The 21,593-nt window shown below is 41.8% G+C and carries 17 protein-coding genes and 1 pseudogene; 16 read left to right on the forward strand and 2 right to left on the reverse strand.

All coding sequences use genetic code 11. The features are described from left to right. Positions 1-190 precede the first annotated feature (190 nt). Complete coding sequence (locus tag K5Q22_RS01225; RefSeq protein ID WP_205013353.1) at positions 191-2,080, forward strand: PTS beta-glucoside transporter subunit IIBCA; 1,890 nt, start codon at positions 191-193, stop codon at positions 2,078-2,080. A gap of 127 nt (positions 2,081-2,207) precedes the next feature. Further along, positions 2,208-3,089 carry a fructokinase ScrK gene (gene scrK / locus K5Q22_RS01230; RefSeq protein WP_024401092.1) on the forward strand — a complete coding sequence of 294 codons (882 nt, stop codon included), beginning with the start codon at positions 2,208-2,210 and terminating at the stop codon, positions 3,087-3,089. Between the two features lie 41 nt (positions 3,090-3,130). Here scrK and K5Q22_RS09690 read toward each other — a convergent pair. Continuing rightward, positions 3,131-6,361 (reverse strand): annotated as a pseudogene (locus K5Q22_RS09690) (ZmpA/ZmpB/ZmpC family metallo-endopeptidase). A 353-nt stretch (positions 6,362-6,714) separates the two neighbouring features. On the opposite strand from K5Q22_RS09690, the gene secA reads away from it, so the two are divergent. The 3 genes from secA to alr all read left to right on the forward strand — a co-directional run bounded on the left by secA (position 6,715) and on the right by alr (position 10,810). Further along, positions 6,715-9,240 (forward strand): preprotein translocase subunit SecA, encoded by a 2,526-nt coding sequence (gene secA, locus K5Q22_RS01245; RefSeq protein ID WP_002938259.1) that lies wholly within the window; start codon positions 6,715-6,717, stop codon positions 9,238-9,240. 114 nt (positions 9,241-9,354) lie between these two features. Beyond that, entirely contained in the window at positions 9,355-9,714 is a 360-nt protein-coding gene (gene acpS / locus K5Q22_RS01250) for a holo-ACP synthase (RefSeq protein WP_012027718.1), read from the forward strand. Then, positions 9,707-10,810: an alanine racemase gene (gene alr, locus K5Q22_RS01255; protein WP_205013350.1), complete on the forward strand. Its 1,104-nt coding sequence runs from the start codon at positions 9,707-9,709 to the stop codon at positions 10,808-10,810. The genes acpS and alr overlap by 8 nt, the downstream gene beginning before the upstream one ends. Positions 10,811-11,307: 497 nt before the next feature. Here alr and K5Q22_RS01260 read toward each other — a convergent pair whose 3' ends face one another. Next, on the reverse strand, positions 11,308-12,663 hold the full coding sequence (locus K5Q22_RS01260) for an aspartate kinase (RefSeq protein WP_002942489.1): 1,356 nt from the start codon (positions 12,661-12,663) through the stop codon (positions 11,308-11,310). A gap of 176 nt (positions 12,664-12,839) precedes the next feature. On the opposite strand from K5Q22_RS01260, the gene K5Q22_RS01265 reads away from it, so the two are divergent. The 11 genes from K5Q22_RS01265 to fabZ all read left to right on the forward strand — a co-directional run bounded on the left by K5Q22_RS01265 (position 12,840) and on the right by fabZ (position 21,586). Next, entirely contained in the window at positions 12,840-13,481 is a 642-nt protein-coding gene (locus tag K5Q22_RS01265; protein ID WP_024412224.1) for an HAD family phosphatase, read from the forward strand. A gap of 438 nt (positions 13,482-13,919) precedes the next feature. Beyond that, positions 13,920-14,711 carry an enoyl-CoA hydratase gene (locus tag K5Q22_RS01270; protein WP_105147684.1) on the forward strand — a complete coding sequence of 264 codons (792 nt, stop codon included), beginning with the start codon at positions 13,920-13,922 and terminating at the stop codon, positions 14,709-14,711. Positions 14,712-14,790: 79 nt separating this feature from the next. Next, on the forward strand, positions 14,791-15,225 hold the full coding sequence (locus K5Q22_RS01275; RefSeq protein WP_012775319.1) for a MarR family winged helix-turn-helix transcriptional regulator: 435 nt from the start codon (positions 14,791-14,793) through the stop codon (positions 15,223-15,225). Next, entirely contained in the window at positions 15,222-16,199 is a 978-nt protein-coding gene (locus K5Q22_RS01280) for a beta-ketoacyl-ACP synthase III (protein WP_109371854.1), read from the forward strand. Before K5Q22_RS01275 ends, K5Q22_RS01280 begins: the two co-directional genes overlap by 4 nt. Before the next feature lie 59 nt (positions 16,200-16,258). Continuing rightward, positions 16,259-16,483: an acyl carrier protein gene (locus tag K5Q22_RS01285; RefSeq protein WP_205013349.1), complete on the forward strand. Its 225-nt coding sequence runs from the start codon at positions 16,259-16,261 to the stop codon at positions 16,481-16,483. A gap of 314 nt (positions 16,484-16,797) precedes the next feature. Beyond that, positions 16,798-17,763: an enoyl-[acyl-carrier-protein] reductase FabK gene (fabK, locus tag K5Q22_RS01290; RefSeq protein ID WP_044674417.1), complete on the forward strand. Its 966-nt coding sequence runs from the start codon at positions 16,798-16,800 to the stop codon at positions 17,761-17,763. Between the two features lies 1 nt (position 17,764). Beyond that, complete coding sequence (gene fabD / locus K5Q22_RS01295; RefSeq protein WP_205013348.1) at positions 17,765-18,685, forward strand: ACP S-malonyltransferase; 921 nt, start codon at positions 17,765-17,767, stop codon at positions 18,683-18,685. Between the two features lie 9 nt (positions 18,686-18,694). After that, positions 18,695-19,429 carry a 3-oxoacyl-[acyl-carrier-protein] reductase gene (gene fabG / locus K5Q22_RS01300; RefSeq protein WP_105140052.1) on the forward strand — a complete coding sequence of 245 codons (735 nt, stop codon included), beginning with the start codon at positions 18,695-18,697 and terminating at the stop codon, positions 19,427-19,429. 25 nt (positions 19,430-19,454) lie between these two features. Next, positions 19,455-20,690: a beta-ketoacyl-ACP synthase II gene (gene fabF, locus K5Q22_RS01305; protein WP_205013347.1), complete on the forward strand. Its 1,236-nt coding sequence runs from the start codon at positions 19,455-19,457 to the stop codon at positions 20,688-20,690. After that, positions 20,691-21,167 carry an acetyl-CoA carboxylase biotin carboxyl carrier protein gene (gene accB, locus K5Q22_RS01310; protein WP_205013346.1) on the forward strand — a complete coding sequence of 159 codons (477 nt, stop codon included), beginning with the start codon at positions 20,691-20,693 and terminating at the stop codon, positions 21,165-21,167. Continuing rightward, a complete protein-coding gene (gene fabZ, locus K5Q22_RS01315) occupies positions 21,164-21,586 on the forward strand; it encodes a 3-hydroxyacyl-ACP dehydratase FabZ (protein ID WP_024378919.1) in 423 nt (140 codons plus the stop codon). Before accB ends, fabZ begins: the two co-directional genes overlap by 4 nt. The last annotated feature ends 7 nt before the right edge of the window (positions 21,587-21,593 follow it).

The following is a 21,593-nucleotide window of genomic DNA, read 5'->3' on the forward strand; positions in this document are numbered from 1 at the left end:
TTCTAGTTTTTCATTAATATAGTAAACGTTTTCTTGTAAAAAATCAAGCTTTAACAATGTTTTTAAGAAATTCAAAAAAAAATGTGATAAACGTTTGACATATTTTATAAAAGTGATATAATAAAACCATCGAAAGTTTGAAAACACTTTCAAAAAATAAAAAAATATTTAATAAGGAGATTTTTGCAAGATGAATAATATAGAAATTGCAAAAAAAGTCATTGACGCCCTTGGTGGACGTGAGAACGTACGCAGTGTTGCCCACTGTGCGACTCGCCTTCGTGTCATGGTTGTTGATGAAGGAAAAATCGACAAGGATACAGTCGAAGACATCGAAAAAGTACAAGGTGCTTTCTTCAACTCTGGTCAATACCAAATCATCTTTGGTACTGGTACAGTAAACAAAATCTACGATGAAGTGGTTGCCCTTGGTTTGCCAACAGCGACTACTGGTGAGCAAAAAGCTGAAGCTGCTAAGCAAGGTAATGCTTTCCAACGTGCTATCCGTACTTTCGGTGACGTATTCGTTCCAATCATTCCTGCTATCGTAGCAACTGGCCTTTTCATGGGTCTTCGTGGTCTTCTTGGAGCTCTTGGTTATACTCTTCCAGAAGATTTGAACGTTTACTCACAAATCTTGACAGATACAGCATTCATCGTATTGCCAGCCTTGGTAGTATGGTCGACCTTCCGTGTATTCGGTGGTAACCAAACAATCGGTATCGTTCTTGGTATGATGCTCATTGCGGGTCAGTTGCCAAACGCTTGGGTTGTAGCATCAGGTGGCGATGTGAAACCAACTATCTTCTTCGGTTTCATCCCAGTTGTAGGTTTGCAAGGTTCAGTATTGCCAGCCTTCATCATCGGTTTGATTGGTGCTAAATTTGAAAAGGCTGTCCGCAAGGTTGTTCCAGAAGTTCTTGACCTCTTGGTAACGCCATTCGTGACCTTGTTTGTAATGTCTATTCTTGGCTTGTTTGTCATTGGTCCAGTCTTCCACGTGGTTGAAAACTATATCTTGGCTGGTACACAAGCTATCTTGAACTTGCCAATGGGTCTTGGTGGTCTCCTTATCGGTGGTGTTCACCAAGTTATCGTTGTATCAGGTGTTCACCATATCTTCAACTTCTTGGAAGCTCAATTGGTAGCAAACACTGGTGCTAACCCATTCAACGCTATCATCACTGCAGCTATGACAGCACAAGGTGCTGCTACAGTAGCGGTTGGTGTGAAAACTAAAAATCCTAAATTGAAAGCTCTTGCTTTCCCAGCAGCTCTTTCTGCCTTCCTCGGTATTACTGAGCCAGCTATCTTCGGTGTTAACTTGCGTTTCCGCAAACCATTCCTTCTTTCATTGGTTGCTGGTGCCATCGGTGGTGCTGTAGCATCTCTTCTTGGTCTTGCCGGTACAGGTATGGGTGTTACTATCATCCCAGGTTTGACACTTTACGCAGGTAATGGTCAAATTCTTCCATACATCCTTATGGTTGCTGTATCATTTGCTCTTGGTTTTGCTCTTACTTACCTCTTCGGTTATGAAGATGAGGAGAAAGAAGTAAAAAAGCCTAGTACTTCAGCACAAGAAACAGCTGAAACGCTTGAAGAAGCAGAAACAGGACTTGTAGCTGAAGAAACTCTTGTATCTCCACTTTCAGGTGATGTTGTTGCCCTTGAAAATGTTAATGACCCAGTCTTCTCATCAGGAGCTATGGGTAAAGGTTTGGCTGTTAAACCGTCTGAGGGTGTTGTTTACGCTCCAGCAGATGCAGAAGTAACAATTGCTTTTGAAACAGGCCATGCTTACGGCTTGAAAACAGCGTCTGGTGCTGAACTTTTAATTCACATCGGTATTGATACTGTATCAATGAACGGTAACGGATTTGAAAAATTAGTAGCAGCTGGCGATAAAGTAAAAGCTGGTACTCCGATTGCTAAATTTGATGCAGCTAAGATTGCTGAAGCAGGTCTTGATGATACAACCATGATCATCGTGACCAACACAGCTGATTTTGCAGAAGTATCTCCACTTGCAGAGGGAACAATCGCTCACGGTGTAGAGTTCTTGAAAGTAGCTAAGTAATCTTATATAAAATCGATTTGTAGAGCATGACTCTACTACATAACTAACAGGAAAAAGGCTTTCAGCCTTTTTCTTCTGTTTGCTTATATGTTATAATAAAAGTGATAAAAATTTTGGAGACAATCAAATGACAAAATTATATGGTAGCTTAGAAGCTGGTGGTACAAAGTTTGTTTGTGCAGTAGGCGATGAGAACTTTCAAGTTGTTGAAAAAACGCAATTTCCAACGACAACTCCTTATGAAACGATTGAGAGAACGGTTGAATTCTTCAAGCGCTATGAAGATCGTTTGGCAGGTATTGCGATAGGTTCTTTCGGTCCAATTGATATTGATCAAAACTCACAGACTTATGGTTATATCACTTCGACACCAAAACCACACTGGTCAAATATTGATTTACTTGGTCTGATTGCTAAGGAATTTAACATTCCATTCTACTTCACGACAGATGTGAATTCATCAGCTTTTGGTGAAACATTGGTTCGTAAAGGGGTAAAGAGCTTAGTTTACTATACAATCGGTACAGGTATTGGTGCAGGTGCTATTCAGAATGGTGAGTTTATCGGTGGCTTGGGTCATACCGAAGCGGGTCATACTTACGTTGCCCTACACCCTTACGATGTAAAACATGAATTTAAAGGGATGTGTCCATTCCACAATGGGTGTTTGGAAGGCTTAGCTGCGGGTCCTTCTCTTGAAGGCCGTACAGGTATTCGTGGTGAATTGATCGAGTTAAATTCAGACGTTTGGGATGTGCAGGCTTACTACATTGCTCAAGCAGCAGTACAGGCAACCTTGCTTTATCGTCCACAAGTAATTGTATTTGGTGGAGGAGTTATGGCTCAAGAGCACATGCTTAATCGTGTACGTGAGAAGTTTGTCGGTTTGATGAACGATTATCTCCCAACACCAGATGTCAAAGAATATATCGTAACGCCAGCTGTTGCTGAAAATGGTTCTGCAACTCTTGGAAACTTTGCTTTGGCAAAACAGGTATCAGAAAAGTAATATAAAAAGTTAGGGACTAGAAATAATCCCTAACTTTTTTCTTATTCTGTAAAAATACTCGTTCTATAATCATCGGTAAGTTTTAGATAGGCATCGTGTAACAATCCTTTTAATTCAGAAACTTTCGTATTTTCTGTTGTAAAATTACCTGCTGCAATATCGGCTAGGACAGCTTGATCCATCAATTCTTGCAATTGCTCATAGTTGGCTACCGTGAGTTCCTGCCCATCATAGTTGATGGTAACAGGTTTTAGGAAAGCAAGTTTTTGGACGCGTTCTTGGTACATCGCTTTCTTGAAAGTCTTATAATCGCCATTGTATTCAGGGAGAATATTGGCAAAGATGAGTGAATCAGGAACGACATCGCTATCTGCTTGTTTGTATTGGTTAGACATGTAAGGTACCATGCCATTTTCATATCCTTTTTCAGCTAGAAGTTCAAATGCTGTACGTCGAAAAGAAAGATCACCAGGAACACGCTCGGTTGTTGCGGTAGCCCAGATAGGAGCAAAGAGACTTAGTTTGTGATAGCCGTTGTTCATCACCTCTTCAGGATTATCAGGGTCTCGTTCAATGCGATTTGCAGATTCACGACGGACGGTCACATCATTATCAACAAGGTCATCAACAGTTTTTAGCTCGATGCTATTCCATTCTTCATCTGTGAAATCACGTTTAAGGTTTACTCCGTAAGGTCCATACTCTTCCGCACCTGGGATGAGTTTTTCTTTCGTTTCTAACTTGTGAAACCATTGGCGTTGAGTATCTTTATCCTGTTTTAAAATAGCTGTACCTTCGGCGTATTCTAATGTGTAGATGAGATCGAATAAGCCCTGCATATATTGTTGTAAATCTGTTGAATTTTGGAAGCGTTCAGGACTAACATTGTGGTAGCGAGTGCCAGTATAACCTGAATAATCAGATAGAGAATTAAAGCCGATGATTGGGTAGTCGACGCGGTCTGGTGCTTGTAACATTCCTTCAGGAAATGCTTCAAGTTGCATGCCAGCTCTTCGGTTATGACCGAGTAAGAATTTATCATAATCAAATGCGTGAACCATCTCGTGCGTGAGTGTTACGGCGCCATCTGTTCCGAGTAATGGTGTGATGACAAAGTTGACTTCCTGTCTCCAAGCATAAGCACCGGCCCAAGTGAGTTCAGGAAGGAAGTAGGTTCCAGAAGGACCGAAAACCTCTTGAATGGCAGCTGTTGTCTCAGCGCTAGCGTCATTTTGCATTTTCTCAACAAATTCAGGAGTGAGTTTGCCTGTATCGGAATACCAAACACCTTTCCAAGCGTAAGAAGAGGCGTCGTAGGCGTAATTTCCGTGTCCTCCCTATACTGGCTGGAAGTAGAGTAAGGTATGCTTATGATAATCAGGCAGGATACGGTACCACATGTCGTAATGAGCACGATACAACTCGGCATCTGCCAGGATTTGTTCTTTTATTTTGGAGAGTTCGGCCTGATAGACTTCGGGATTGCTTAGTTTTAGAGATTGATCAATGTAACGATCGTAGGAACTAAAGATGAGATTTGATAGGTTTGAAATGATGTAAACATTGTCCTCGCTCGTTGTTAATAGTGGAAGCAACATATTTGGATAGGTATCGCGGATACGAGGCGTAATCACTTCTTCAGGGATTTGAGGATCTTTTAATCGCTCATAGACATTTAGTCTGCTGTTGTCTTCATCGCTAAGAACGGTAGATTTAGTCTCTACGATAAAGGCATCTGTCGTTTGTTTGAACCAATCGTTATCAGACATTTCAGGTAAAAAGATTTCTCGATAGGCTTCAAGGAAATCAGTCAGGGAAGCCTTGTCTGTGACAGATGCAAAGTTCTCTGCATAGGAAAAATAACTTCTTTGCGGACTGTAACTCTGGTAGTCATTTTGTCCAAAAGTTATGAGAGCATCTAGTGAATCCGCTTCTCCTCCGAAGAAATCCGTATGGAACATTGTTAATTCCTTGCTATTAATTTCTCCGTAATCAATATCATACCATCTATCGAGGTAGGCTAAACTGAGTAAGATAATTTCTTTATTCTCTTCGATGGTACGAATGGTTTGTGTGACTGATTCTGGATCATCTAGTTTAACAGACTCATCATTTATTAACGCTTTTTTTAGATAGTCACGAATATTTGTCTTAACTTTGTTAAATGGTTCTTCTAGATATAGACGGTCCATTTGCTGCTCTTGATTTTCTGTAATGGAGAGAGCAGTATACATATTTTCAGAACGAAATTCAACCGCTTGTAGGCTTGGAACTACCTTGTCTAGAATGTCAGAGTAGTCCTGTAATGTTTGGAGAGGTGAATAAGTAACTCCCCAATCTGCTACTTGGTAGTAAGCACGTTTATCTTTGTTTTCTGTATATTGGAGTGGGAAAAATAAGATGCTGCCATCTTCAAAGTGAGCTAGGAGTGTATTGATGTTTTCCTCTCTTCCCTGTATGTCAGAAATAATGGTTTTGTCGGCCATGGGGACAAGGCTGATCATTTTACTACTGGCCAATTTGTGGTCTGCGCCCATATTGTTGGCAGCCTTTCTTAGTTGCTGGTTGTCGCTTGTTGGATCTAATTTTTTTAGATTGAAGAGCAAGGTTTCATTATTTATAGCACTATCGGTACTATCTTGCTGCTGAGATGATGCAGTTGTGGAAGAGCTCTCTTTATTCTCGGTAGATTGCGGACCTATATCCTTGTCAGTGACATAGCCTACATACTGATACTGCTTTATGTTACTTGGATCAGGAAGTTGGTCTCCGATTTTTAGCTGATGAACCTGATTGTAGCCTGCAAGTAAATTGCTTTCTAGAGCCTGGATGCTCTGGATCGGTAGAACAGAACCAGTGGCGGTCAGAAGAAGGATGGATGAAATAATCCTTTTCTTTTTGCCTTTTCCGGCCAAACTTATTCCTAGAACTAGAAGAAGTCCCCCTCCAATCGTTAATAGATTAATCCCAGTCTCCCCTGTAGCTGGAAGAATCCCAAATATTTTTTTAGGTTCGGTCTTGTAGATGAGATAGATTGTTTGATTTTCCGTCGCTGTTTCTTTGGAAGGTGAGACAGTTTTCAGCTTAGATAAGACAGAATCCTTCTCTGAACTTGTTAGTTCATCTTGTGCAATATAGTGATATTGAACAGATACCGTCGATGCATCATTTGCGTAAACTATAGGAGGCTGGCTTCCCCATAGGCTACTCACTATGGCCACTGTAGTACTAGATATGGCTAGTTGTTTAAGAGCGATTTTCTTGGTATACATTTTCCTCTCCTTTTTACATATTTACTTGTACAATCAGATTATACTACTTGTAAGAAGAAAAAAATGCCAAATCGTTCACATTTTTGGGGCAATAGTACATATTTTTTTAAAATTTTAAATGGTATATTTTTACTAGAGATAGAGGATGGTATCCTGGAATTTATTTTAGTAATTAGCATCTTAACCATACACTTTTTGGTAATATAATATTACTGTGTAGAAATTTTTCCAGATTTGTTTGTTTTATTGTGTTTTTATCTAAGAATACTGTGTATCCTAGGGGCAAACCTTGAAAATTGACTGGTTTTCTGCTACAATATATTATCGACTAAAACTGAAATAGGATGAATGATATGGTAACAAATGTACTTCGTTCTCTCATTGAAAATGATAAGGGAGAGCTAAGAAAACTTGAGAAAATGGCAGACAAGGTCTTCTCGTATGCCGATGAAATGGAAGCGCTGACTGATGAACAGTTGCAAGCTAAGACAGCAGAATTTAAGGAGCGATACAATAACGGCGAATCTCTCGACGATCTTTTGTACGAAGCTTATGCGGTAGTCCGTGAAGGAGCTCGACGTGTATTGGGGCTCTATCCCTACAAGGTTCAGGTTATGGGAGGAATCGTTCTTCACAACGGTGACGTTCCAGAAATGCGTACAGGTGAAGGTAAGACTCTGACTGCAACGATGCCTGTTTATTTGAATGCCTTGTCTGGTCAAGGTGTTCACGTAGTGACGGTTAACGAGTATCTTTCTACTCGTGATGCGACTGAAATGGGTGAATTGTACTCATGGCTTGGTCTATCAGTTGGTATCAACTTAGCTGCTAAATCCCCCTTGGAAAAACGTGAGGCTTATAACTGCGATATTACTTATTCGACCAACTCAGAGATTGGTTTTGACTACCTCCGAGACAATATGGTTGTGCGCGCAGAGGACATGGTTCAACGTCCTCTCAATTACGCCTTGGTCGATGAAGTTGACTCAATCTTGATTGACGAAGCTCGTACGCCGTTGATTGTATCTGGTGCACAAGGTTCTGAAACAAACCAGTTGTATTTCTTGGCAGATAATCTTGTTAAATCTTTGACAACAGAAGATTACATCATTGACATTCCATCTAAAACGATTGGTCTGTCTGATTCAGGTATTGACAAGGCAGAGAAATTCTTCAAGTTAGATAACCTCTACGATATTGAAAATGTAGCCATTACCCATTTCTTGGATAATGCACTTCGTGCCAACTACATCATGACCTATGATATTGACTATCTGGTCAATGAAGACCAAGAGGTCATGATTATCGATCCATTTACAGGTCGTACGATGGAAGGGCGTCGTTATTCTGATGGACTTCACCAAGCCATCGAAGCTAAGGAAGGTGTACCGGTTCAAAACGAGTCTAAGACAAGTGCCTCTATTACCTACCAAAACCTTTTCCGTATGTATAAAAAATTATCAGGGATGACGGGTACTGGTAAAACAGAAGAGGAAGAATTCCGTGAAATCTACAACATCCGTGTTGTACCAATCCCAACTAACCGCCCAATCGCGCGTGTTGACCACGAAGATTTACTCTATCCAAGTCTAGAATACAAATTCAATGCCGTTATTGCTGATGTGAAGAGACGCTATGAGAAAGGGCAACCTGTCTTGGTTGGTACAGTTGCGGTTGAAACTTCTGATTTGATTTCTCAAAAATTGGTTGCTGCAGGTGTCCCTCACGAAGTATTGAATGCTAAAAACCACTATCGTGAAGCGCAGATTATTATGAATGCTGGTCAGCGTGGTGCGGTCACTATTGCGACCAACATGGCGGGACGCGGTACCGATATTAAGTTAGGTCCAGGTGTACGTGAACTTGGTGGGCTATGTGTTATTGGTACTGAGCGCCATGAAAGTCGTCGTATTGATAACCAGCTTCGTGGACGTTCAGGTCGTCAAGGTGACCCAGGTGAATCACAATTCTATCTATCTCTCGAAGATGACTTGATGAAACGCTTTGGTTCAGAACGTATCAAAGTATTTATGGAGCGTATGAATCTAACAGAAGAAGAGTCTGTTATCAAGTCTAAAATGTTGACGCGTCAAGTTGAATCTGCTCAGAAGCGTGTGGAAGGGAACAACTACGACTCACGTAAACAAGTCCTTCAATATGACGATGTGATGCGTGAGCAACGTGAAATCATCTATCGCCAACGCCAGGATGTTATTACTGCTGACCGTGATTTGGCTCCTGAAATCAAAGCGATGATGAAACGGACGATTGAACGCCAAGTTGCTGGTCACTTCCTTGGTTCGAAAGATGAAGCTATTGATGGCATTATCAAATTTGCGCATGCAAATCTCGTTGAAGATGATACCTTGAGTAAAGCTACTTTTGAAGCAATGAATCAGAAAGAGATTGTCGAAGAGCTCTATGAACGTGCCTTGAGAGTCTATGATTCGCAAGTGAAAAAATTACGCGATGAAGAACGTGTACGCGAATTCCAGAAAGTTCTTATCCTTCGTGTTGTGGATAACAAATGGACAGACCATATTGATGCCTTGGATCAATTGCGCAATGCAGTCAGTCTTCGTGGATACGCTCAAAACAATCCAATCGTTGAATATCAATCAGAAGCATTTACTATGTTTAACGATATGATTGGGGCTATCGAGTTTGAAGTAACCCGCTTGATGATGAAGGCGCAAATTCATGACAATATTGAGCGTGAGCGCACAAGTCAAGAAGCACATACGACAGCTGTTAAGAATATTATGCCGAACCAATCGCATGCAATTCAGGAGAATGTATCTTTTGAAGGTGTTGATCGTAACGATCCATGCCCATGTCAATCTGGTAAGAAATTTAAAAATTGTCACGGCCGTAAATAGGAATGACGCGTGGACTGGACGGCTGTCCAGTCCTTTTGCAATTTTTAGACAAGTCACTAGAGTCAGTTCGTTTATTTTGATAAATGAAAAGACTATGCAAAAGGAGACCGATTAATGATAGTAGGACATGGCATTGACCTTCAGGAGATGGAGGCGATTGAAAGTGCCAGAATCAAACACCAAGGGTTTCCCAAAAAGATTCTCACAGAGAAAGAATTTGAACGGTATCAAAGTTTGTCTGGTCGCCGTCAGTTAGAATATTTAGCTGGACGTTGGTCAGCCAAAGAAGCGCTGACCAAGGCCTTGGGGACAGGCATTGGTAAGATAGGATTTCATGATATTGAAATTCTTAATACCAGCAAAGGAGTTCCCTATGTGACGAAGAGTCCCTTTGATGGGAATATTTGGCTCAGCATTAGCCATTCAGGAAATTTTGTACAAGCTAGTGTGATTTTGGAGGAGAAAGATGATTGAAAGTGAACATCGACCCACGCAAATTCGGGTTAACTTAGATGCGATTGCGGAAAATTTCGAGCAAGTAATGACCAATTTGCCTCCGAAGACCGAAGCATTTGCTGTTGTTAAAGCGAATGCTTATGGTCATGGAGCTGTTGCGGTAGCGAAAAAGTTATCCAGTCAAGCAGCTGGTTTTTGTGTTTCGAATTTGGATGAAGCATTAGAGCTACGTAAAGCAGGTATCGAGCACCCTATCTTGATTTTAGGAGTGGTTCCTGTACGTTTTTTACCAGTAGCTCATCAACTCAATATCAGTGTGACAGTTGCCAGTCTGGACTGGTTGCAAGATGCAAAAGACTTAGAGGCGGATTTATCTGGTCTAACTGTCCATCTTAAGCTAGATACTGGTATGGGGCGGATTGGTTTTAGAAAAATAGCCGATTTGCTACAAGCGATTGCTACCCTTGAAGAATTAGAGTATGACATCGAAGGAGTCTATACTCATTTTGCTACTGCGGATGAGGTTGATCAGGCGCACTTCGAGAGTCAACTGTCTGTTTTTAAAGAATTTTTGGATGTTCTACCAATTACTCCGCGCTGGATTCATGCCAGCAATTCAGCAACAAGCATTTGGCATGCCGATACAGTATTTAACCTGGTTCGTTTGGGAAACATTCTTTATGGACTTAATCCAAGTGGACGAGTACTAGAACTCCCGTTTGAGGTTCAACCAGCCTTATCTCTCGTATCTGAAATTGTTCATGTAAAGCAGGTTGAAGCTGGCACAACAATTGGCTACGGAGCTACTTATCACAGCACCGCCTCAGAATGGATTGCGACCGTTCCGATAGGATATGCAGATGGTCTCGTACGAAGCTTACAGGGCTTATCAGTCTTAGTCGATGGGCAGGCCTGTGAAATTGTAGGGCGTATTTCGATGGACCAGATCACCATTCGTTTACCTCATGCTTATCCACTTGGTCAAAAAGTCACCCTAATCGGTCAAGATGGAGATAAAACGATCTCTGTTCAGGAGTGGGCTGATCGCATCGGAACCATAAATTACGAGGTTGTTTGTCTTTTGACAGATCGCCTACCTCGAATTTTTGAATAACAGCGATAGTAAAAGTGACGATAATTCACCTCTTTTGCTAGAATAGAAGGGTAAAATATTATAGAAGTGTTACCTAGATATTGTCTATAATACAAATATCGTCATTTAGTTGACTTTTATTACTTCGATGCAAGGGGAGTGGGAAAGATTCGACTAGGTCAAAAAGAGTTCCCCTCACTTCCAAGCAGTTGGCTCGGGCTAAAATAGTCCACTGGACTGTTAAAACCAATCAACCACTGCGCTGAGATGTTGACACTTAACTTTGAGTTTTCGTATAAAAAGCCTAAAAAATAGCTTAGAATTGCATCGTCAGAAACGTTGATTCTAAGCTATTTTTGTTTATTCAAATTTTAATTGGTACTCAATGAAAATTAAAATCAGACAATCTCCAAAGGTTTTGGAAAACTTTGGAGATTGACACTTATCAAATCAAGTCAACAATGTCTGATTTTGATTTTCGAAGAGTATGAAGAGGGAAATGATCGACCTCGTTGTGATTATTGCTCGTTAAAAAAAGCTTCATAGAGTGCGTGCAGGGCGCGTTTCTTTTCTTCGGTTTTGACAACGAACATGACAGAAACTTCACTGGCTCCCTGTGAAATCATTGCCAAGTTGACGTTTTGTTTAGAGAGGGCGGTGGTAGCGGTAGCTGTTACACCGACATGGCTCTTCATATTTTCACCAACAATCATGATAATAGATAAACCATGTTCGATTTCGGCCTTGTCAACTTCCATTTTCGTATTGAGTTGACGAAGGATCTCTTCTTCCTTAATAGGAGTCAATTCACGCTCACGGACTACGATGGATAAATCGTCAATCCCGGTCGGCATGTGCTCCCAGCGAATATTGAGATCTTCGAGAATTTGCAATACCTTGCGACCAAAACCAACTTCACGGTTCATCAAGTATTTGGACAAGTTAATGCTGACAAAACCATCGTCTGCGGCAATGCCGACAACAGGAACTGTTTGCTCGGTATGTTTGTGTACAATTCGGGTACCAGGGTGAGTTGGGTTATTGGTATTTTTGATAACCAATGGAATCCGCCCGCGATAGGCAGGAAGGAGGGCTTCATCGTGGAGGACGGAGAAACCTGCATAAGCTAATTCTCGCATTTCACGATAGGTCAATTCTTTGATTGAATGTGGATTTTTAATGATGCCAGGATGGGCAGCAAAAATACCATCGACATCTGTAAAGTTTTCATAGAGGTCAGCCTTGACCCCGGCAGCAATGATGGAACCTGTAATATCCGATCCACCTCTTGAGAAGGTACAAATCTGGTTATCAACAGTTACACCGAAGAATCCTGGGATAATGAGTACTTCATCTGTATCACGAAGCTCTTCGATTTTGTCATAACTTGAAGGCAAAATGCGAGCATTTCCTGGTTCGGAGCTGACGATAATACCAGCTTTTTTAGGATGGACATAGCGTGCAGGCAATCCTCTGTGGGTAAAATATTCGGCAATCAATTTGGCATTATTATCTTCACCAGCTGCTAAGAATGCGTCGTAAAGGAATTCGTTATCATCAATTGGTAGGCTGGCCAAAGAGATGATGCTGTCTGCGATTTTCTTCATGCTGTTAGCTGTGAAACCAAGTTCGTCAACCATTGCTTGATAACGGTTGATGATCCATTCTTGACTGGCAGTCACATCTTTTCCGTTAACATATTCTTTATAATATTTAATCAACGCATCAGTAACTTTAGTATCCTCGGCATTGCGTTTTCCAGGTGCAGACACAACAACAAAGCGACGTTCTGAATCAGATTGAACAATATTGAAAACTTTTTCTAACTGTCCAGCTGAAGCAAGTGAGCTTCCCCCAAATTTAATAACTTTCATTCTCATCTCCTTGGATATTTTTTTCTATTATAGCAGAATGATGTGAAATTGTCAGTATGTTCAGACAAATCTTGCCAAGAATTTTATCGAAAAACGAACAAGAGACAAGCGTGAAAATTTCAGAAAAACATTTTTTTCTTTCAACTGTGTTACAATTAAAGTAATAGGAGGCGAGTATGGTAAAAGCAATTATTTTCGACATGGATGGTGTACTTTTTGATACAGAAACATTCTATTTTCAACGTCGAGTGAATTTTTTAGCGACAAAAGGTTTATCGGTTGATCATTTGGATCCATCTATATTTGTCGGTGGAAGGGCTAGTCAAATTTGGCAACGGATTTTAGGGGATGATTATGATAACTGGGATGTCCCTGCCTTGGAAGAAGAATATCGTGTGTATAAAGAAAAGCGACCTACCCCTTATGCAGAGAGGATTTTTCCTGAAGTTAAAGCGGTATTGGAGAGACTAACTATCCAAGGTATTCCTGTAGTTTTGGCTTCAAATACCGACCGTTCAGAAATCGAACGTGCTCTATTAGATGCTGGTATACGCTCTCACTTTAGTCATGTTTTCTCAGCGATGGATTGTGAGGCCCCAAAACCAGATCCCGCAGTTTATGTGAAAGCAGCCAGTGCAACAGGAGTAGCTAAATCGGACATTTTAGTATTCGAAGATAGTGCTAAGGGAATTGAAGCGGCTAAAAAAGCAGGCTTGACAGTTTGGGCTATTCGAGACCAGCATTATGGAATTGATCAGTCGAAAGCAGATAGATTGGTAGACAATCTTGAAGATGCCTTTGATTTATTGCGATTTTAAGAAATATTATATTGTAGTCCAAGTATTAGTTCTCGGTGAAAAATGGTGTTTCTAGCTCAGAATCCAGTTCAATCTTCCAAAAGTATTAACGTGAAAAAATGAAAGTTGTAAATTAAACTTAGAGCCTATATGTACAGTTCAGACTTGCATATTGAGGTTGTTTTTTTCAAAATACAGTCAGTATTTCCCTCAAAAATTGCCTTGATGAGCGAAAAAGCCAAGGCGCTTTGTGTGTGAATGTAGGTTCTTAGACACGTTATTTTCTAGCATATCTAAATTTTATATTTCGAGGATAGCCCCCATCTTTTTCGGACGTCACACTTTCCTTGCTAGAAAAAAAGTGACAATTGTAAAAACTGTGTTACAATGGAAAACAAGAATTTGAAGTTTGATGTTCAAATCTTTTAATAATCAAACTATTTTGAAAGGAGCAAGGGAATGGCCTACCAAACAATTCGTTATGAAGTAATTGATTCCGTAGCGATTCTAACTTTAAACAGACCGGAAGTGGCAAATGGTTTTAATATTCCTATGTGTGAAGAAATCTTAGAAGCAATCCGCCTTGCAGAAGGGGATGCCTCCGTCAAAATTTTACAAATTCAAGCACAGGGTTACATTTTCTCCGTGGGTGGAGATTTAGTTGAGATGAAACGTGCAGTTGATGATGATGATATTGCTTCTTTGGTAAAAATAGCAGAGCTGGTGAATGATATTTCGTTTGCGATGAAGAAATTGTCTAAAGTGGTCATTATGGTGACAGATGGGGCAGTGGCTGGAGCCGCGGCTAATATGGCGGTGGCAGCTGATTTTGTTATTGCCTCCAGCAAGACAAAATTCATCCAAGCCTTTGTAGGTGTTGGACTTGCGCCGGATGCGGGGGGGCTCTTTCTACTGAGTCGTGCTATTGGGGCAAATCGTGCTAGTCACTTGGCGATGACTGGAGAGGGCTTATCAGCGGATAAGGCTTTAGAATATGGGATTATTTATAAATTGGCAGAGCCAGAAAAACTAGAAAAGACGGTTGCCCAGGTCATAAAAAAACTCTTGCGAAGCTCAGTAAATTCTTATGCAGCAATCAAACAACTGACATGGGAAAGTCAATTTAAAGACTGGGAGTCTTATCGCCGATTAGAGCTGGATTTGCAAGAAACATTGGCCTATAAAGAGGATTTTAAAGAGGGAGTTCGAGCGCATGCAGAACGACGTAGACCAGTGTTTACGGGAGATTAATTTTTAAATTAGTAAAAAATGTTTGACAATCAAAGTTTTATGGTTTATACTTTGACTATCAAAGTAAAGGAGGCCTGTTTTGGAAGATCCAAAAGTAAATGAATATCTAACGGCCATTTTTAACAATGTGTTGGTGATTGAAGAAACAAGTCTGCGTGGTAGCCGATTCAATGATATTTCGATTAAGGAAATGCACACGATTGATGTGATAGGAAGTATTGATGGAGCTACTCCGAGTGATGTTGCTCGGACTTTGATGGTAACCTTAGGTACTGTTACAACTAGCTTGAATAATTTGGAAAGAAAAGGATACGTGGAACGTATTCGTTCGACCAAAGATCGGCGAGTTGTTCATCTCTACCTGACCAAAAAAGGTCGACTGGTCTATCGTTTGCATCAACGATTTCACAATGAAATGGTTAAGCAGATTACAGATGGTATGGATGATGCAGAGTATCAGGTAATGAAGAAAGGACTCATGAAACTCTATCACTTCTTGGAGGATTTGAAATGAGAAACCATGCTAAAATCAGTCAGGTGGCCCACTATCTTCCGAAGAAGATTGTGACCAATGATGATTTGGCTCAACGAATGGAGACCAGTGATGAGTGGATTCGTAGCCGTACAGGTATCGGTCAACGGCACATTGTTACTGGAGAGACGACGAGTGATTTGGCTAGTCAAGTTGCTAGAAAATTACTGGAAAAGTCTCAGCTAGATGCTAGTGAAATTGACTTCATCATCGTAGCAACGATTACTCCAGATGCTTCAATGCCATCTACGGCAGCTATGGTCCAAGCAGCAATTGGTGCGAAAAAGGCTTTTGCCTATGATCTCGTTGCAGCTTGTTCAGGATTTGTTTTTGCGCTATCAACAGCAGAAAAATTGCTTGCTTCAGGAGTCTATAAGAGAGGACTTGTCATTGGAGCTGAGACCCTATCTAGGTCTGTCGACTGGTCGGATCGATCAACGGCTGTTTTATTTGGAGATGGTGCTGGAGGAGTTTTGCTGGAAGCGTGTGAACAACCGAGCTTTTTAGCAGAAATCTTGCGAACGGATGGCAGTCGAGGGGCTAGTCTGACAGCAGGGATAGATCAGAAAGAGACGCCATTCTCGACACAAAGCCGTCAGCAACCCTTTATCCAAATGGAGGGCAGAGCTATATTTGAATTTGCTACGAGGGATGTTACGGCAACCATGGCAGAGCTGCTAGAACAAGCTGATATGACTGTGGATTGTGTTGATTATTTCCTGCTCCATCAAGCCAATATACGTATCCTAGATAAGATGGCGCGTAAATTGGGAGTGGCGCGTGAAAAATTTCCAGCAAATATGGATAAATATGGCAATACCAGCGCAGCAAGTCTTCCCATTCTCTTATCAGAATGTGTAGAGAGCGGAATGTTGCGATTGGATGGAAGCCAGACTGTTCTCATGGCTGGTTTCGGTGGAGGCCTCACATGGGGAACTCTACTCTTACAACTTTAGTTAATTCCTTGCCCTAGGCAAGATTAAAATATTTTATTTTCCAAAAGGAGACATTTATCATGGCAGTATTTGAAAAAGTACAGGAAATCATCGTTGAAGAATTTGGTAAGGATGCTGAAGAAGTAACCCTTACAACAACCTTTGAAGATTTGGATGCAGATTCATTGGATCTTTTCCAAGTTATCTCTGAAATCGAAGATGCCTTCGATATTCAAATCGATACTGAAGAAGGTTTGACAACTGTAGGCGATTTGGTTGCTTATGTTGAAGAAAAAACAAAATAATTATAGTCATTCAGTTTATCTTTTGTTACGTCGTTAACTCGCTTTGCCGTACTCCAGTACTGTCTACAGCTCGTTGCCTAGTACTAAAAGCAAACTGAAAGACTATAGTATTCCTCTCCTTATTTCAAAGATAATATAAGGAAGAGGATAGCTAAGAAAAGTGCTGGTGAGCATTTTTCTTAAATCAAATACTTTGATAATCAAAACATTGAAATATCAAACTATTTTTTGAGTGAGGGGGCAACCCTTCACTTGTTTACCTAATGATTTGATATTCAAATGATTAGGTAAGCAAGAAAAAAGATGAGGGAATTATGAAGACGAAAATAACAGAATTGCTCGATATTAAGTATCCAATTTTTCAAGGTGGTATGGCTTGGGTAGCTGATGGAGATTTGGCTGGTGCCGTATCTAATGCAGGTGGTCTAGGAATCATCGGTGGAGGAAATGCTCCCAAAGAGGTGGTCAAGGCAAATATTGACAAGGTTAAATCTATCACGGACAAGCCTTTCGGTGTCAATATCATGCTTTTGTCTCCTTTTGCGGATGACATTGTTGACTTGGTCATCGAAGAAGGTGTGAAAGTTGTCACTACAGGAGCAGGAAATCCAGGGAAGTATATGGAACGTCTCCATGCTGCAGGGATTACAGTTATTCCTGTTGTACCGAGTGTAGCCCTTGCGAAACGCATGGAAAAATTAGGGGTAGATGCTGTTATTGCTGAAGGTATGGAAGCCGGAGGCCATATTGGTAAATTGACCACCATGACCTTGGTTCGTCAGGTTGTTGAAGCCGTATCTATTCCTGTTATTGCTGCTGGAGGTATTGCAGATGGTGCAGGTGCAGCGGCAGCATTCATGTTGGGTGCAGAAGCGGTGCAAGTTGGAACTCGTTTTGTAGTAGCTACAGAGTCCAATGCCCATCAGGCTTATAAGGAAAAAGTTTTAAAAGCTAAGGATATTGATACAACTGTATCTGCTTCTATTGTTGGACATCCTGTGAGAGCTATCAAGAATAAGTTGTCATCTGCTTATGCAGCTGCAGAGAAAGATTTCTTGGCAGGTAAAATTTCGGCAGATGCTATTGAAGAACTTGGTGCAGGAGCACTCCGCAATGCAGTTGTTGATGGTGATGTAACAAATGGCTCTGTAATGGCTGGTCAAATTGCTGGTCTAGTTTCTAAAGAAGAATCTTGTGAAGATATTTTGAAGGACATCTATTATGGAGCAGCCAAAGCGATTAAAGAAGAGGCAAGCCGTTGGGCTTCGGTTGGAGAATAGGATGACAAAGCCAGCTTTTCTTTTTGCAGGTCAAGGGTCTCAGACAGTGGGGATGGCTCGCGACCTTTACGAATATTTCCCGATAGTTAGAGAAACGTTTGACCAGGCTAGTCAGATTCTGGGGTATGACATTCGCGACCTAATTGACAATCAAGAGGATAAATTACATCAGACTCGCTATACCCAGCCTGCTATTTTGACCACTTCTGTGGCTATTTTTCGACTGCTGGAAGAAGAGGGAGTACAACCTGATATGGTAGCTGGTCTATCCTTGGGAGAATATTCAGCTCTGGTGGCATCGGGAGCTTTGGCCTTTGAAGATGCGATTGCCCTGATCGCTAAGCGTGGTGAATATATGGAAACGGCTGCGCCAGCAGGAACTGGTAAGATGGTTGCTGTTCTCAATACAGATGTCAACTTGATTGAAGAAATTTGTTCAAAAGTTACCTCTGGCATTGTTTCCCCAGCCAACTACAACACACCGGCCCAAATCGTCATCGGAGGCGAGGTGGCTGCAGTGGATGAGGCGGTTGAATTGCTGAAGGAAGCAGGTGTCAAGCGGATGATTCCGCTCAATGTATCTGGCCCCTTTCACACGGCTCTCCTGCGACCAGCTTCGGAGCAATTGGCTCAGGCCTTGGAAGAAGTGGAATTTGCGGACTTCCAAGTAGAGTTGGTCGGTAATACGGAAGCCAAGGTCATGAAAAAAGAGGACATCAAGTCCCTCTTGACCCGTCAAGTGATGGAACCAGTTCGTTTCTATGAGTCAATCGCAACCATGCAGGAAGCTGGTGTGACTAACTTTATTGAAATCGGTCCAGGTAAAGTTTTATCAGGATTTGTCAAGAAAATCGATAAGACGGCGCATGTTGTAGCAATTGAAGATATAGAGGGGCTACAAATAGTATTGAATAAATCATGAGGAGGAATCATGGAATTAACAAATAAAAATGTTTTTGTAACAGGTTCAAGTCGAGGAATCGGCTTGGCTATTGCCCATAAGTTTGCCAGTCTTGGTGCCAATGTGGTGCTGAACGGTCGTGGTCAATTAGGGCAAGATATTCTGGATAGCTTTGCAGATTACGGTGTGAAAGTCCTAGCTATTTCAGGAGATATTTCAAGCGCGGAAGATGCCAAACGAATGGTAGCAGAAGCTATCGAAACCCTCGGTAGCGTTGATATTTTGGTCAACAATGCAGGGATTACCAAAGATGGAATGGCTCTTCGTATGACAGAAGAGGATTTTGATACGGTTCTGAAGGTAAATCTTACTGGAACTTTTAATATGACGCAGGCTGTTTTGAAACCAATGACAAAGGCTCGTGAGGGCGCTATTATCAATCTATCAAGTGTATCTGGCTTGATTGGAAATGCTGGACAGGCCAACTATTCTGCTTCTAAGGCAGGTGTGATTGGATTTACTAAAGCCATTGCCCGTGAGGTTGCTGGGCGAAATGTTCGTGTCAATGCGATTGCGCCGGGCTTTATCCAGTCTGATATGACAGATGTTTTATCTGACAAGATTAAAGAAGCTATGACTGCACAAATTCCTATGAAACGCTTTGGTGCGACAGAAGAAGTAGCTGATGTTGCTGTATTCCTTGCCAAGCAAGAATATCTAACAGGACAGGTGATTGCGGTTGACGGCGGCTTGACCATGCAGTAAGTTTCCTAATGAGAAAGGACTGAAAATGACAAAATTAAATCGTGTAGTAGTAACAGGCTACGGTCTGACATCTCCAATCGGAAATACGCCAGAGGAGTTCTGGGATAGTTTGAAATCAGGGAAAATTGGGATCGGAAAGATTACCAAGTTTGATACCAGTGAATATTCGGTCCATAATGCTGCGGAATTAAAAGATTTTCCTTTTGACAAATATTTCGTTAAAAAGGATACAAATCGCTACGATAATTACTCGCTCTATGGACTCTATGCAGTTAAAGAAGCGATTGCTAATGCACAGCTGGATACAGAGACAGTGGATAGTGACCGTTTTGGCGTTATCTTATCAACAGGTATCGGTGGTATTTTGGAAATTGAAGAGCAAGTGGCTCGGATGAATGAAAAAGGTCCAAAACGCATTCGTCCCATGGCTCTTCCAAAGGCCTTGCCAAATATGGCGGCTGGAAATATTGCTATGCAGGTCGGTGCAAATGGTGTCTGCAAGTGTATCATCACAGCCTGCGCTTCATCAAATGATGCCTTAGGAGAAGCCTTCCGTGAAATCAAGTTTGGTTTCCAAGATGTCATGTTGGCAGGTGGAGCAGAAGCAGCCATTACTCCATTTGCAATCGGTGGTTTCCAAGCTTTGACAGCTATGTCGACTACTGAGGATCCAGAACGTGCGTCTATTCCATTTGACAAGGACCGCAATGGTTTTGTTATGGGAGAGGGGGCTGCGGTTTTAGTATTGGAAAGTTTGGAACACGCAGAGGCGCGTGGGGCGACGATTTTGGCTGAAATCGTTGGTTATGGAAATACTTGCGATGCTTACCACATGACTTCTCCACATCCAGAAGGTCTGGGTGCTATTAAGGCCATGAAGTTGGCCATTTCAGAAGCAGGTTTAGAGCCAGCTGATATTGACTATATCAATGCCCATGGTACTTCGACACCGGCTAATGAAAAAGGGGAAAGCCAAGCTATCGTATCCGTCTTCGGCAAGAACACGCCAGTTTCTTCCACCAAGTCCTTCACTGGTCACTTGTTGGGTGCAGCGGGTGCAGTTGAGGCGGCAGCAGTCATTGAGGCCATGCGTCATTCTTACGCACCAAAGACAGCAGGTACGACAGAATTATCTGAAGATATTGAAGCAGATGTCATTTATGGACAGGGGCGTGATATGGAAATCCGCCATGCCATTTCAAATACATTTGGCTTTGGAGGTCACAACTCGGTGATTGCTTTCAAACGTTGGGAGGCTTAAGTGAATATTACAGAAATAAAGGACTTGATGAGTCAATTTGACCAGTCAAGTTTGCGAGAATTTTCATATAGCAATGCTGGGGAAACCTTGCACTTTAGTAAGAACAAGCAGGCGACAGCGGTTCCGAGTCCAGCGGTAGAAGCTCCGCTTGTTCCAGTAGCTCCTGCAAGCCCAGCCTCTGTGCCAGCAGTTGAAACGAGTGAGCCAGCTCCAGTAGAAGCAGGTGCAAGCTCTGTGGCAGAAGGTACGGTAGTGGAAAGTCCCTTGGTCGGCGTGGCTTATTTGTCACCAGCCCCTGACAAGCCAGCCTTTGTAGCAGTTGGCGATACGGTCAAAAAAGGGCAGACTCTCATGATTATCGAAGCCATGAAGGTCATGAACGAAGTGCCTGCTGACCGTGACGGTGTGGTCACAGAGATTTTGGTGGGCAACCAGGACGTTGTAGAATTTGGACAAGGATTGGTACGCATCAAATGATTGATATTTTGAAAATTAAAGAGGCTCTTCCTCATCGCTACCCTATGCTCTTGGTCGATCGTGTCCTTGAAGTATCAGAAGATGAGATTGTCGCCCTCAAAAATGTAACCATTAACGAGCCCTTCTTCAACGGACATTTTCCAGACTATCCTGTCATGCCAGGTGTTCTCATCATGGAGGCTTTGGCGCAAACCGCAGGTGTCTTGGAATTGTCCAAGGAAGAAAATAAGGGCAAGCTGGTTTTTTATGCCGGCATGGACAAGGTTAAATTTAAGAAGCAAGTTGTACCTGGTGACCAGTTGATCATGACAGCTAAATTTGTCAAACGCCGTGGAACCATTGCGGTCGTTGAGGCAAAGGCAGAAGTGGACGGAAAACTGGCTGCGTCGGGGGTGTTGACTTTTGCTATTGGTAAATAATATCTAA

Origin of the sequence: Streptococcus sp. 2018162, from assembly GCF_019754175.1 — a bacterium.
Taxonomy (GTDB): Bacteria; Bacillota; Bacilli; order Lactobacillales; family Streptococcaceae; genus Streptococcus; species Streptococcus hashimotonensis.

Excerpts from the sequence above, each read along its gene's own strand:
- fabD (WP_205013348.1), top strand. The coding sequence starts at position 17,765 with ATGACAAAGCCAGCTTTTCTTTTTGCAGGTCAAGGGTCTCAGACAGTG.
- acpS (WP_012027718.1), top strand. The coding sequence starts at position 9,355 with ATGATAGTAGGACATGGCATTGACCTTCAGGAGATGGAGGCGATTGAA.
- scrK (WP_024401092.1), top strand. The coding sequence starts at position 2,208 with ATGACAAAATTATATGGTAGCTTAGAAGCTGGTGGTACAAAGTTTGTT.
- K5Q22_RS01265 (WP_024412224.1), top strand. The coding sequence starts at position 12,840 with ATGGTAAAAGCAATTATTTTCGACATGGATGGTGTACTTTTTGATACA.
- fabK (WP_044674417.1), top strand. The coding sequence starts at position 16,798 with ATGAAGACGAAAATAACAGAATTGCTCGATATTAAGTATCCAATTTTT.
- alr (WP_205013350.1), top strand. The coding sequence starts at position 9,707 with ATGATTGAAAGTGAACATCGACCCACGCAAATTCGGGTTAACTTAGAT.
- K5Q22_RS01280 (WP_109371854.1), top strand. The coding sequence starts at position 15,222 with ATGAGAAACCATGCTAAAATCAGTCAGGTGGCCCACTATCTTCCGAAG.
- K5Q22_RS01225 (WP_205013353.1), top strand. The coding sequence starts at position 191 with ATGAATAATATAGAAATTGCAAAAAAAGTCATTGACGCCCTTGGTGGA.
- K5Q22_RS01285 (WP_205013349.1), top strand. The coding sequence starts at position 16,259 with ATGGCAGTATTTGAAAAAGTACAGGAAATCATCGTTGAAGAATTTGGT.
- K5Q22_RS01260 (WP_002942489.1), bottom strand. The coding sequence starts at position 12,663 with ATGAAAGTTATTAAATTTGGGGGAAGCTCACTTGCTTCAGCTGGACAG.
- secA (WP_002938259.1), top strand. The coding sequence starts at position 6,715 with ATGGTAACAAATGTACTTCGTTCTCTCATTGAAAATGATAAGGGAGAG.
- fabF (WP_205013347.1), top strand. The coding sequence starts at position 19,455 with ATGACAAAATTAAATCGTGTAGTAGTAACAGGCTACGGTCTGACATCT.
- fabZ (WP_024378919.1), top strand. The coding sequence starts at position 21,164 with ATGATTGATATTTTGAAAATTAAAGAGGCTCTTCCTCATCGCTACCCT.
- K5Q22_RS01270 (WP_105147684.1), top strand. The coding sequence starts at position 13,920 with ATGGCCTACCAAACAATTCGTTATGAAGTAATTGATTCCGTAGCGATT.
- fabG (WP_105140052.1), top strand. The coding sequence starts at position 18,695 with ATGGAATTAACAAATAAAAATGTTTTTGTAACAGGTTCAAGTCGAGGA.